Origin of the sequence: uncultured Oceanicoccus sp., from assembly GCF_963968385.1 — a bacterium.
Classification (GTDB): Bacteria; Pseudomonadota; Gammaproteobacteria; order Pseudomonadales; family Dasaniaceae; genus Oceanicoccus.
On sequence record NZ_CAXAHB010000049.1, the window covers coordinates 1 to 12,906 of the forward strand.

The following is a 12,906-nucleotide window of genomic DNA, read 5'->3' on the forward strand; positions in this document are numbered from 1 at the left end:
GCGTGGACTACCAGGGTATCTAATCCTGTTTGCTCCCCACGCTTTCGCACCTCAGCGTCAGTATTGGGCCAGGCTGCCGCCTTCGCCACTGATGTTCCTTCTAATATCTACGCATTTCACCGCTACACTAGAAATTCCACAGCCCTCTCCCATACTCTAGCTTGCCAGTATCGAATGCAGTTCCCAGGTTGAGCCCGGGGCTTTCACATCCGACTTAACAAGCCGCCTACGCGCGCTTTACGCCCAGTAATTCCGATTAACGCTTGCACCTTCAGTATTACCGCGGCTGCTGGCACTGAATTAGCCGGTGCTTCTTCTGCGAGTAACGTCACAGATGCACGCTATTAACGTACACCCTTTCCTCCTCGCTGAAAGTGCTTTACAACCCTAAGGCCTTCTTCACACACGCGGTATGGCTGCGTCAGGGTTGCCCCCATTGCGCAATATTCCCCACTGCTGCCTCCCGTAGGAGTCTGGGCCGTGTCTCAGTCCCAGTGTGGCTGATCATCCTCTCAGACCAGCTAAAGATCGTCGCCTTGGTGAGCCTTTACCTCACCAACTAGCTAATCTTACGCAGGCTCATCTAATAGCGTATGGCCCGAAGGTCCCATACTTTCCCCCGTAGGGCGTATGCGGTATTAGCATGCGTTTCCACATGTTGTCCCCCACTACTAGGTAGATTCCTACGCGTTACTCACCCGTCCGCCACTCTACTCACTCCGAAGAGCTTTCACGTTCGACTTGCATGTGTTAAGCCTACCGCCAGCGTTCAATCTGAGCCATGATCAAACTCTTCAGTTTAATCTTTTACCTCTGCCTCTCTATATAGATCAGCAAGAGAGGGTTGTTACGTGATTGCCTCACTTTACAACCCAAAATCCTAGGCTCAGGAATTAGTTCATAATCGCTTCAAATAAATCTATTTGCTGCGTGTAGTCACTTGTATTCCTGATAATAATTTATCGTCATTATCAATTCACAAGCGCCCACACGAATTACTTGATCCAATCTGTTAAAGAGCTGCCTTGGTCGCTAGGACTCTAAGGCTTTCTGCCAAGGCGCAGCATAGGCTCCACTTGACAGGGAGGCGAATTATACAGAGTTAACTCACCGTGACAACCACTTTTTTAAAATAAATTTTGTGAATTTATTTCAGGCTGTTTTACCAGCAGGATGCCACTTTCTCTAACGGGTGACACCCGAAGAGAGCGCGCATTATAGGGGCGTAAAAATCGCTGTCAACAGACTGATAGGGGTTTATTTCAGAAATAGGTAAAAAAGCGGAAAAACGCTCAAATAATTGACTATTTGGCCAATAAAAAACCAGTCAGGGCGACTGTATTTGCGCCAAGCACCTAACAACGAGCAGACAGCCTGCCGTCATTACTAGATAAAACTCAATAAACTAACGGAAAGAGCAGGTCCGATTGTTGCCTTCGTGACAATAACGGGCTCAAACTCAAATCAAACCAACTCTAGCAAGTGATACTTTTTCTTACCCAGCTTAACGATAAAAAAACGACCATAAAGGGCATGGTCTTTGGCAAAACATTCAGCGCTAGCGCCATTATCAGCCATTCCTTTGGCTGCACCATTAATAAATACAGCATTGCGACCCAGCGCATCTTTCACTTCACGCCCAGCCTTGGCCATACCACAGTCACTTAATAGCGTGGTTAAAGGCCGATCAATCAGGTCTTCAGCCTTTATATCGCTAGCCGGCAAACCGTCCAAACGCAGCTGCTTAAGATCATCTTCTGATAATTGTGAGGGATCGCCAGTAAACAACGCCTCGGTAATGCGCTTGGCTGCAGCTAGGCCATCATCACCATGAATCAAGCTGGTCACTTCTTCAGCTAGAATACTCTGCGCCTGAGGGCGACCCTGCTGCTCTTTGTCCAGCGCTTCGATCTCATTAATACGCTCAATACTAAGAAAGGTGAAATAGCGCAGGAATTTATACACATCCGCATCAGCGGTATTTAACCAAAATTGATAGAAGGCATAAGGTGAGGTTTTGGTGGCATCGAGCCAAATAGTGCCACTTTCAGTCTTACCGAATTTAGTGCCATCGGCCTTTGTCACCAAAGGCAGGGTTAAACCATAGACCTGACCACTGTAACGGCGGCGAGTCAGCTCCACGCCACCGGTGATATTACCCCACTGATCAGAGCCGCCAATCTGCAAGGTACACTGGTTAGCCTTGTATAACTCGGCAAAATCCAGCGATTGCAAAATCATATAAGTAAATTCAGTAAAGGAAATGCCCTCACCTTCACGCTCAATGCGCTGCTTTACCGACTCTTTTTTGATCATCTGATTAACCGGAAAGTGCTTGCCGATATCCCGCAGGAAGCTCAGCACATCCATATCGCCAATCCAGTCTAGGTTGTTCACCACTTCGGCAGCATGACCACCACAGTCAAAATCGATAAAGCGGCTTACTTGAGCCTTGAGCTTATCCACCCAATTGGCGACGATATCCGGCGTATTTAATTTGCGCTCTTCTGCCTTAAAGGAAGGATCGCCAATCAAGCCTGTAGCACCTCCTACCAAAGCCAGCGGTTTATGCCCTGCCAGCTGGAAGCGTTTTAAGGTCAATAGCGGCACCAGGCTACCGATATGCAGGCTGTCAGCCGTGGGATCAAAGCCACAATAGAGGGTGCGGCTCTCGCCAGTCAGATGCTCTTCTAGCTCCTGATCAGCAGTAGTTTGTGCAATTAACCCGCGAGACCGCAGGTCAGCAATCAACGCTTTACCCTCAATCGACATAATCTTTTTATTACCCATCTTGTGATTACTGATTCTATCTATGCATTAATGGAAACCATTCTGCAAGCTAGCCCTGATTGAAAATCAGCCTTGAAAGCGCCACTATAAGCTCGCAGAGAGGGCGCACAATACCGCAAGTGACTATAAATGCAAACCGTGCAAAATAGACAGCCATACTACAACAGCCGAAATCTAGATCCCGACTTCAACTATAACGCCTTGCCAAATGCATGGATTTAACGATTTTTTGTTATACTTGCTGTTATTGGGCTCCATGACTGGAAACCGCGGCAACAACCAATAGACCATTACATGCGCACAGAAGAAAAACAACGGCGGCAAATCAGCCAAACCACCGGTGAATACCCACGCAAGCACCTTTTGGTGGCTGGCGCTGTGGTGGCAGTGGTATTGCTAGGTGCTTTACTGTTGCCCGGCCACACGGCTGAGGCTACCCGAGTCAGTATGCCAGTCGATTTGAATCTGGATGCTAAAAACACCAGTTCCGATGTGCCGCCTAAAAACCCAGAGCAGCCATGGCAAGAAATCGCCATCCGAAGCGGTGATAATTTATCCAAAGTTTTCCAACGCGTTTCGCTTTCAGCATCGGATGTCTACGATATTGTCAGCAACAGTAAAGACTCCAAGCAATTACTCAAACTCCACCCCGGAGAAAAGTTGGCGGTACAGGTTAATGATGCAGGCAGGCTGCAAGCCCTTAAACATATTCATAACCGTCTTGAGACAACGCTCTACCAACGCGAAGATAACAAATTTATTACCACCCATATTCGTAGAGAACCCGAAATCCGTCAAAATTATAGCAGCGGCATTATTACTTCATCGATGTATCGTGCAGCGCAAAGTGCTGGTCTCTCGCAAAACTTGATCATGGAAATGGCGAATATTTTTGGCGGTGTTATTGATTTTGTTTACGATGTGCGCGCTGGTGATCAATTTACTCTTTTCTACCAAGAAAATTTTCTCGATGACAAAAAATTGGGCAATGGTCCCATTTTGGCGGCACAGTTTACCAATCGTGGAGAGACCTATACGGCTTATCGCTATATTCATCCCGACGGCAGCATTGGTTACTACAACAAAGATGGCCTTAGTATGCGTAAAGCTTTTTTACGCGCACCGCTAGACTTTACCCGCATTAGTTCTGGCTTTAATTTAAAACGTCTCCACCCCGTGTTTAAAACAACCAAGCCCCACCGTGGCATTGACTATGCCGCATCAAGAGGTACACCGGTTTACGCTGCCGGTGATGGCCGAGTATCAAAAGCGGGTTACAGCAAAGCCAACGGCAATTATATTTTTATCAAACACGGCTCCAAATACGTCACCAAATACTTACACCTGCATAAACGAGCTGTACGTCAGGGCCAGCCTGTGAAACAACGGCAGATTATCGGCTGGGTGGGATCAACCGGTTATGCCACCGGCCCACATCTGCATTATGAATTTTTAGTCAATGGCGTGCATCGCAACCCACGCACCATTCTACAAAAATTACCCAAAGCCGAAAGTATCGCCAGCCACGAGAAGGAAGCCTTTCTTGAACACATCGATGGCCTGCAAATGCAATTGGCGGCTTACTATAATCATCACAACCTAGCCAAAGCTAATCAACTCTCTGGCGGCTCAACGCTTTAATGGGCAGCGGTGATAGAGAAACTCCTGCTTACTATATTGGCTTACTGTCCGGCACCAGTCTGGACAGCATTGATGCTGCCATCATTGATCTTAGCGGCCAAAACTTCCAACTAATTGATGCTCTCAGTTACACAATACCGGACTCATTACGCCAACAACTCATCGCTCTTTGTCTACCCGATCAAAATGAAATTGACCGCATGGGTGAAGCGGATAGAGCCTTGGGCAAAGTCTTTGCTGATGCTGCAAATACGCTATTAAGCCAATGCAACATTCCAAAACAAGCGATTCAAGCCATTGGCTGTCATGGCCAAACCATTCGCCATAGACCGCAATTGCAACACCCTTTTACTTTACAAATTGGCGATCCCAATACCATCGCCTATGAAACAGGCATCACCACGGTCGCCGATTTTCGCCGCAAAGATATCGCCGCCGGCGGACAGGGCGCACCATTGGCGTCGGCCTTTCATCAAGCCGCCTTCGCCTCTAAAAAACATAACCGCGCCATTATCAATATTGGCGGTATGGCCAATATCACTTACCTAGGTAGCAACGGTGACAATCTCGGCTTTGACACCGGCCCCGGCAATATTTTGATGGATAGCTGGATCAATAAACATCAGCAAAAAGACTATGACGATAGCGGTGAATGGGCGGCAGGCGGCAGTGTCGACCCTGCTTTATTATCGCAATTAATGGCCCACGCTTATTTTCAGCAGGATCTTCCAAAGAGTACTGGCCGTGAAGATTTTAATTTAACATGGCTTGAACAAGTCACCGCTTCGTTAACCTTATCCCCCCAAGATATTCAAGCAACCTTGCTGGAATTGACAGCGCAAACCATCAGCAATGAAATTAAAAAACTTCCCGCGGCGGTTAATGAAATTTATATCTGCGGTGGCGGTGCGTTTAACAGCCATTTAATGCTGAGGCTTGAAGCCTTGGCACACCCGAAATTGATCGCCAATACTGCACAACTGGGTATTGCTGCGCCATGGGTGGAGGCGGCCACGTTTGCCTGGCTAGCCAAGCAAACTATCACCAGACAATATGCGAATTTGGTTAATGCGACAGGCGCAAAGGAAATGGTCGTTTTAGGCGCGGTTTATTACGTTTAACAATAGAGAGGATTTTGTTCGCTTGTTAGGCAAAGACATTAAACCGAAAAGGAAGCACCACAGCCACAGGTCGTATCGGCATTAGGGTTATTAATCACAAAACGTGAGCCGCCCAAACCCTCTTCATAATCCACTTCGGCACCTACCAAATATTGATAACTCATCGGGTCAACCAAAGCCATCACGCCATCGACTTCAACTGTAGCATCGTCTTCAGCCACAATTTCATCGAATGTAAATCCATAGGAAAAACCCGAACAACCACCCCCCGTCACAAATACACGCAACTTAAGCTCATCGTTAGCCTCTTCCTCGACAAGGCTTTTGAGCTTACTAATGGCTTTATCTGTCAAAATCAGCACCTGCGGGGTGTGCATTTCTGCGGCTGACATAAACTTACCTCTAAAACTCAATAAAACAGATGTGGGTGCTATTGGGAGATCAATGATCTGGATTATGCAAAAGCCTGACTGATACAGTCAACTACTATCACGCGAGAAACTGCGATTAGGGCATTTAAAGCTATGGGTTGTGACTACCGAAGATAAAAAAGCTCAAAATGCCTCTTGCTGGTTTTGATCAATGACCACATTAGCGGTTTTTTTACCTGCACCGGCATAAACCAAATTCCCATTAAGCTGCGCCCCTTTAACCATTTCAATCAAGTTGTAATGCACATTGCCATCGACACTGGCCTTGGCGGCAAGCTCAACATGATCACTACTGTGAACATCGCCGGTGACATCGCCATTAATAATGACTTTGGGAACATGGATCTCACCCTCTACCCTACCGCCCTCAACAATACGCACGGTGGCCTTATCGCTATCCGCATGAATGTTGCCTCGCACCAAACCTTGTATTTCAAGATCATCACTGAATTTTATATCGCCAGTCATTTCCGAATCTTTAGCAATTAACGTCGTTGAATTGCTGCTTGAAAATGCCATATTATTCTCCCAGAGTTAACGATTTATTTTTTGGGGGTTTTATTTTTTAACGCTCCAATCGTAATATTTATCAACTGTTACAGCTTTGGGCGATGTCGCTTTGGCTATAATATTAACCCGCTCTGCAACAAAGTCTTTAGGAAGGGTCAGTTCGCCTTCTAGATATTGAAAATATTTAAATCTCAATTTTAATTTTTTATCGGCCTGCCCCGATAAAGCACTCAATGGCAAAATGGCTTTTGCGCCATTGCGCTTGCCAATCACATTGACCTGAACAGAGCCTTTTAATACCTGGTGCTTCAATGCCAACTGCTGCAAGCCCAATTTATAGTGAAAACGATTAGGCACACTACTGCGGTAGACTTCCCAACTACGAATTCCTAGACCGCGCTCGCGTTCGGTGGGCGCCATCAACCCTTTATAGAAATTAATCTCCTCGTTTAGCTGATTAATCGTTTGCTTATGTTCGCCGACCGTTGACCGCACTGCTTGAACAGATTTTCTATCAATATCCGAACCCAACCGACTATTGGTTAGCTGCTGACTTGCATCCTGATAACGCGCTTGTGCTATTTGCAATTGCTCAACCAGCTTTGCATATTCCATCGTAAGCTGACGGTAATCGGCACGGATTGTATGACCACCATGCCAGTATGCCAGTTGCGCCACAGCCACGACCATCAACACCACACTGGCAATAACTAAACGTCGTCGTGAAGGTTTATCCTGCACAACGATAGACCGATACTGCTTACTACCGATAACTTCCTTCATAACGGTCTTAATCCCTAGGGCATTAATGCCACAGTATTAAGACCTGCAGTTTCATCCAGACCTAACATGATATTCATATTTTGAACTGCCTGACCTGATGCACCTTTAACCAAATTATCAATAATAGAAAGCACAACTATAGTGTCGCGACCTTGTGGGCGATGAATAGCCAACCGGCAGTGATTGGCACCTTTTACACTGCGAGTTTGTGGATGGCTGCCCTGAGGCATCACATCAACAAAAGGCTCGCCGGCAAAACGATCTTCATAAAGCGACTGGATTTCATCTAACGATACCGCACTATCGACCAACTCGGCATACAGGGTTGAGTGCATCCCTCTAATCATTGGCACGAGGTGCGGCGCAAAGGTCAGCTGCACCTCGTTGCCGCTAATAGCCCTGAGGCCCTGCTCTATTTCGGGCAGATGACGGTGGCCCGCGATGGCATAGGCTTTATAGCTGTCACTGACCTCAGCGTTGAGGTTATCGATTTTTGCCTGACGCCCAGCTCCGCTGACGCCGGAGGCAGCATTGGCAATTAAGCGCTGCTGATCCACTAACTGATTTTCTAATAAAGGCAAGAGACCCAACTGTACTGAGGTTGGGTAACACCCCGGACAGGCAACCAGCTGAGCGCCTTTAATCGCCTGCCGATTGAATTCCGGCAAGCCATAAACGGCATCCGCCAACAACTCGGGGCAAGCATGGGGCTCGCCATACCATTGCGACCAGAGTTGATGATCCTGAATTCTAAAATCGGCTGATAAATCAATGACACGGGTATCAAGCGCCAATAACTCTGGCATCATATTCATAGCGACATTGTGGGGGGTGGCGAAAAACACCACATCACACTGCGCCAAGACAGCGGGATCAGGATGCGAAAAACGAATATCATAGTGACCGCGCAGGCTGGGGTAGAGCTCATCAACCCGCACACCCTTTTCCGCCCGAGAGGTAATAGCGACCACCTCAGCATCAGGGTGATTGGCCAATAACCGCAATAATTCGACACCGGTATACCCCGTGCCGCCAACAATACCTACCTTAACCACTGTTTGATCCACCGTTTAACTGTCAGCAAGAAATGCTCTCTCAACAAGACTTTAATACTACGTTATAATGGGCCAATAAAAAACAATCGTAGACTATTGTCCGCCTTACATCGGCCTGCCTTGGGAATATTATTCACTCTTTATGCTATATCACTGGTTTCGTGACACTCGCCGTCGATTGGCCAATGCCAATTCTCTAATACACCTGTCTATACTCGGGGTGTTGTCAGGTATTACCTGCTCGCTGGTGATTTTGTTATTCCGCTATGCCATAGAATCATCATCTTCTCTTTGGTTGCCCGGCAATAATCCCGATAATTTTGAAGATTTACCCGCTTGGCTCCATTTCACCCTGCCCCTGTCTGGCGCAGTGGTTTTAGGCTTTATGCTTAGAAAAGTCTCCGCATCAGATACTCGAACCGGTATTGTGCATGTACTTAGCCACTTACATATGAACAACGGCCATCTGCCACTCAAAAATGCTTTGATTCAATTTTTTGGCGGCATATTGGCAATAGTATCGGGGCAATCTGGCGGCAGAGAGGGTCCGGCAGTGCATTTAGGGGCTGCTACCAATAGCCTGATCGGGCAAAAATTGCTCTTGCCGAATAATAGTATTCGTATGCTGGTGGGCTGCGGCACCTCGGCGGCAATTGCCGCTTCTTTTAACACCCCCATTGCCGGGGTCATTTTCGCCATGGAGGTGATCATGATGGAATACACCGTTGCCGGCTTTATTCCGGTCATGCTGGCGGCGATTACCGGCACGGTTATGAGCCGAGCACTGTTTGGCGGTGATCCCATTTTTGAGATTCCCACGCTTGAAATGGCTTCGCTCTGGGAAGTCCCCTTTATTGCTTTTCTGGGTTTGATTATTGGTAGCTGCGCCGCCCTGTTTATGAAAATACTCAGCATTAGCTTGCGCCATGCCGACAGATCAATATTTCAGCGCTTTACCATAGCGGGACTGGTTACCGGCTGCTGCGCCCTGTTAGTACCTGAAATTATGGGTATTGGCTACGACAGTTTAAATGCTGCTCTTAATAGCGAACTCACCCTAACCGTGATGTTGGCGTTGATTGCCGCGAAAATTATTGCCACGGCTGTCAGCTCCGGCATGGGAATGCCTATCGGCTTAATTGGCCCCAATATCTTAATTGGTGCTTGTATCGGTAGTGTCATGGGCGGCTTGGGCGCTTATTTTTTTCCTGAGCTAACATCACAACGCAGTTTCTACGTACTGTTAGGTATGGGTGCAATGATGGGCGCAGTCATGAATGCACCGCTGGCGGCGTTAATGGCATTACTCGAGTTAAGCAACAATACCGCAATCATCTTTCCGGGGATGCTGGCCATCACCGTGGCAACGTTAACCAATAGTGAAATTTTCAAACAACGCTCTGCCCATCAAACAACGCTGTTTCGGCTTAAACAATTATTGCCAACTGACCCCGTTAGCCTGGCACTGCAGCGCAGCGGTGTAGCTAGTTTAATGCAGCGTAATATCGCTTTATCCGCCAATCAGATATCCGCGGAGGAAGCACGGCGATTAGTGGCAAAACCCTATCGGTGGTATGTGATTGGTAGTAACGACAATGCATTACAACTTAGTCATGGTGATGATTTAAGAGCGCATATTGATGAGCAACTAAAGCAAAATCATCAAGCAGTGATCGACTTAACCGGCCCCCATACCGAGCCGGTGGCTAAACTCAATGTTCAAGCCACCTTGCGAGAAGCGCTAACATTAATGAATCAGCTTGAAGTTGATACACTCTATATAGCTGGCTACCGTGGCGGCAGACCATCGTCACTTGGCGAAGCTGATAGTGGTATCATTACTCGCAGTGATATTGAAAAACACAATAACACCCCACAATCCTTTTAGCGGCCAATATCGTTATGCTCTGGATTAAAGCTTTTCATATTATTTCTGTGGTTTGCTGGTTTGCCGGTATTTTTTATTTGCCGCGGCTGTTTGTTTATCACGCTATGGCTGACGATCAAGCCACCCGCGAACACTTAAAAGTGATGGAACATAAGCTCTATCGTTTTATGTCCTTATTTGCGATCACTAGTGTGGCGCTGGGGGTATGGCTACTAACTTATAGCTGGGATTATTATTGGCAATCAACGTGGTTTATTATCAAGCTACTACTGGTGCTCGGCTTGATTGCATATCACTTGGTCTGTGGCCATTATGTCAAACGACTGGCACAAGATAGCGATCGGCATGGCCATGTCTTTTATCGCTGGTTTAATGAATTGCCGGTTTTTATTTTATTTGCGGTAGTGATATTGGTGGTGGTAAAGCCTTTTTAAACCCTATCTAAACACCGCAAAGATAACCGCCACCACCAAAACCACCACTGATAAACCAGTAATGCATTGGCTGCGTAAATAAGAATATAATCCCCCTTCAATAACATAAGCCCCATTACAGCGTTGACTATGACTTCATCTGAACAACTTTTTGAACAAGCCAAACAATTTATTCCCGGCGGTGTTAATTCACCCGTTCGTGCTTTCCGCGCCGTAGGCGGCACCCCTGTTTTTATTGACCGAGCGAAAGGGGCTTATTTGTATGATAGTGAGGGCAAGCGCTATATCGATTATGTTTTATCTTGGGGACCAATGATCCTTGGTCATGCCCATCCCAACATTCTTAATGCGGTAACTGAAAAATTAAAATCCGGTTTAAGTTTTGGTGCGCCGACAGAAGTCGAAACCGAACTCGCCAAAGAACTATGTCGCATTATGCCGAATATGGATTTGGTACGCATGGTGAACTCTGGCACTGAAGCTACCATGAGCGCCATTCGTTTAGCACGAGGCTATACAGGTCGCGATAAAATCATAAAGTTTGAAGGTTGTTACCATGGCCATTGCGATTCGCTATTAATTAAAGCGGGTTCTGGCGCCTTAACTATGGGAGTACCTAGTTCACCGGGGGTGCCCGCCGCTTTAGCCGACCACACGATTACCTTAACTTACAACGATATTGAAGGTTTAAAGCAAGCCTTTAGTGAAGTTGGCGAACAGGTTGCCGCCGTTATTGTTGAACCTGTGGTTGGTAATATGAATTGCGTACCGCCGGTTGCCGGTTTCTTAGAGGAAATTAGAACACAGTGTGATCAGTTTGGTAGTGTTTTTATTATTGATGAAGTGATGACCGGATTTCGTTTAGGCTTAACCGGCGCGCAAGGTTATTATAATATTGAAGCCGATATCACCACTCTGGGTAAAGTTATTGGCGCCGGCATGCCGGTTGGCGCTTTTGGTGGAAAGCGAAAAATTATGGAACAGATTGCCCCGCTTGGTCCTATCTATCAAGCGGGCACTTTATCCGGCAATCCTATTGCGATGGTCGCCGGGCTGGCCCAACTTGAGGCGATTCAGGCAGATAATTTTTATCAGCCGATATTTGATAAAACAACAGCACTGGTCAATGGCTTAGAAAAAGCCGCCAATAATGCGGGCATTCCTTTTACCACCAATCATGTTGGTACGATGTTCGGCGGATTTTTTACTGAAGAAGAAACGGTGACCAATTACCAGCAAGTGATGAATTGTAATAACGATCGGTTTAACCAATTTTTTCATGGTATGTTAGCAGCCGGTATTTATTTGGCACCGGCGTCATACGAGGCAGGCTTTATGTCAGCGGCGCATACCGATAGCGATATTCAATATACAATAGACGTTGCCAAGAAGATTTTTTCTCAGCTTTAAACCATTAAACGCCTGTGGATTATATTGATCCTTCTGGCTTGATTTGAAAGGAAACACTATGAGCAAGTCCCTACAGCGCGGTAGTTTTCCGAATACGCGTATGCGTAGAATGCGTAGCGATGATTTTTCTCGTCGAATGATGCGAGAAACCGTGCTGACCGCGAACGATTTGATTTGTCCAATATTTGTTTTGGAAGGCGACAATACCAAACAAGCGGTAGCCTCGATGCCGGGAGTCGAACGTCTTAGTATTGATTTATTGGTTAAAGAAGCAAAACTGTTAAATAGCTTGGGGGTTCCAGCGATTGCACTTTTTCCTGTTACTCCGGACAGTGCAAAATCAGAACTGGCTGAACAAGCCTATAACGCTGATGGTTTAGCGCAACGTGCGGTGAAAGCAGTCAAAGATGCGGTACCGGAAATGGGTATTATCACTGATGTCGCGTTAGACCCGTTTACTGTTCATGGTCAGGACGGCATTCTCGATGGTAACGGCTATGTTTTAAATGACCGCACCGTTGAAACTCTGGTCAAGCAAGCGCTGTCGCATGCCGAGGCCGGTGCCGATATCGTGGCACCTTCGGATATGATGGACGGACGCATTGGCGCGGTCAGGTCAGCGCTGGAACAAGCCAGCTTTGTTAATACCAAAATTCTCGCCTATTCAGCAAAATATGCCTCTAGTTATTACGGTCCGTTTCGCGATGCAGTCGGTTCTGCCGCTAATTTAAAAGGTGCGGATAAAGATAGCTATCAGATGGATCCAGCCAATAGCGATGAAGCCTTGCATGAATGCGCCCTCGACCTTAAAGAGGGGGCCGATATGATTATGGTTAAACCCGG

General features: G+C 46.9%; 11 protein-coding genes and 1 rRNA gene. 6 read left to right on the plus strand and 6 right to left on the minus strand.

Annotated features, from left to right (window positions below):
* Positions 1 to 801, minus strand: a 16S ribosomal RNA gene (locus tag AACP44_RS06465); the annotation flags it as partial.
* A 663-nt stretch (positions 802 to 1,464) separates the two neighbouring features.
* Positions 1,465 to 2,790: a tyrosine--tRNA ligase gene (tyrS, locus tag AACP44_RS06470; RefSeq protein ID WP_339339658.1), complete on the minus strand. Its 1,326-nt coding sequence runs from the start codon at positions 2,788 to 2,790 to the stop codon at positions 1,465 to 1,467.
* A 294-nt stretch (positions 2,791 to 3,084) separates the two neighbouring features.
* Here tyrS and AACP44_RS06475 point away from each other — a divergent pair, with 294 nt between their 5' ends.
* Entirely contained in the window at positions 3,085 to 4,431 is a 1,347-nt protein-coding gene (locus tag AACP44_RS06475; protein ID WP_339339659.1) for a peptidoglycan DD-metalloendopeptidase family protein, read from the plus strand.
* Positions 4,431 to 5,552, plus strand: coding sequence for an anhydro-N-acetylmuramic acid kinase (locus AACP44_RS06480; protein ID WP_339339660.1), 1,122 nt, complete (start codon positions 4,431 to 4,433; stop codon positions 5,550 to 5,552). Before AACP44_RS06475 ends, AACP44_RS06480 begins: the two co-directional genes overlap by 1 nt.
* Positions 5,553 to 5,590: 38 nt before the next feature.
* Here AACP44_RS06480 and erpA read toward each other — a convergent pair whose 3' ends face one another.
* The 4 genes from erpA to argC all read right to left on the minus strand — a co-directional run bounded on the left by erpA (position 5,591) and on the right by argC (position 8,331).
* A complete protein-coding gene (erpA, locus tag AACP44_RS06485) occupies positions 5,591 to 5,929 on the minus strand; it encodes an iron-sulfur cluster insertion protein ErpA (RefSeq protein ID WP_339339666.1) in 339 nt (112 codons plus the stop codon).
* Between the two features lie 177 nt (positions 5,930 to 6,106).
* Positions 6,107 to 6,502, minus strand: coding sequence for a polymer-forming cytoskeletal protein (locus AACP44_RS06490; protein WP_339339661.1), 396 nt, complete (start codon positions 6,500 to 6,502; stop codon positions 6,107 to 6,109).
* 39 nt (positions 6,503 to 6,541) lie between these two features.
* Positions 6,542 to 7,276 (minus strand): DUF6776 family protein, encoded by a 735-nt coding sequence (locus AACP44_RS06495; RefSeq protein WP_339339662.1) that lies wholly within the window; start codon positions 7,274 to 7,276, stop codon positions 6,542 to 6,544.
* A gap of 14 nt (positions 7,277 to 7,290) precedes the next feature.
* Positions 7,291 to 8,331 carry an N-acetyl-gamma-glutamyl-phosphate reductase gene (gene argC, locus AACP44_RS06500; protein WP_339339667.1) on the minus strand — a complete coding sequence of 347 codons (1,041 nt, stop codon included), beginning with the start codon at positions 8,329 to 8,331 and terminating at the stop codon, positions 7,291 to 7,293.
* A 142-nt stretch (positions 8,332 to 8,473) separates the two neighbouring features.
* Between argC and AACP44_RS06505 the strand changes: the two genes are divergently transcribed.
* The 4 genes from AACP44_RS06505 to hemB form a co-directional block, all read left to right on the plus strand.
* Entirely contained in the window at positions 8,474 to 10,219 is a 1,746-nt protein-coding gene (locus tag AACP44_RS06505; RefSeq protein WP_339339663.1) for a chloride channel protein, read from the plus strand.
* An 8-nt stretch (positions 10,220 to 10,227) separates the two neighbouring features.
* The gene (locus AACP44_RS06510; RefSeq protein WP_339339668.1) at positions 10,228 to 10,653 is read left to right on the plus strand and encodes a CopD family protein; all 426 of its coding nucleotides are present in this window, start codon (positions 10,228 to 10,230) and stop codon (positions 10,651 to 10,653) included.
* 129 nt (positions 10,654 to 10,782) lie between these two features.
* A complete protein-coding gene (hemL, locus tag AACP44_RS06515; RefSeq protein ID WP_339339664.1) occupies positions 10,783 to 12,063 on the plus strand; it encodes a glutamate-1-semialdehyde 2,1-aminomutase in 1,281 nt (426 codons plus the stop codon).
* Positions 12,064 to 12,121: 58 nt separating this feature from the next.
* Positions 12,122 to 12,906, plus strand: a 785-nt coding sequence (gene hemB, locus AACP44_RS06520) for a porphobilinogen synthase (protein WP_339339665.1), incomplete at its 3' end; no start/stop codon positions are given.

What these genes read in the sequence shown, in the direction of transcription:
- tyrS (WP_339339658.1), bottom strand. Translation starts at nt 2,790, where the DNA reads ATGGGTAATAAAAAGATTATGTCGATTGAGGGTAAAGCGTTGATTGCT.
- AACP44_RS06475 (WP_339339659.1), top strand. Translation starts at nt 3,085, where the DNA reads ATGCGCACAGAAGAAAAACAACGGCGGCAAATCAGCCAAACCACCGGT.
- AACP44_RS06480 (WP_339339660.1), top strand. Translation starts at nt 4,431, where the DNA reads ATGGGCAGCGGTGATAGAGAAACTCCTGCTTACTATATTGGCTTACTG.
- erpA (WP_339339666.1), bottom strand. Translation starts at nt 5,929, where the DNA reads ATGCACACCCCGCAGGTGCTGATTTTGACAGATAAAGCCATTAGTAAG.
- AACP44_RS06490 (WP_339339661.1), bottom strand. Translation starts at nt 6,502, where the DNA reads ATGGCATTTTCAAGCAGCAATTCAACGACGTTAATTGCTAAAGATTCG.
- AACP44_RS06495 (WP_339339662.1), bottom strand. Translation starts at nt 7,276, where the DNA reads ATGAAGGAAGTTATCGGTAGTAAGCAGTATCGGTCTATCGTTGTGCAG.
- AACP44_RS06505 (WP_339339663.1), top strand. Translation starts at nt 8,474, where the DNA reads ATGCTATATCACTGGTTTCGTGACACTCGCCGTCGATTGGCCAATGCC.
- hemL (WP_339339664.1), top strand. Translation starts at nt 10,783, where the DNA reads ATGACTTCATCTGAACAACTTTTTGAACAAGCCAAACAATTTATTCCC.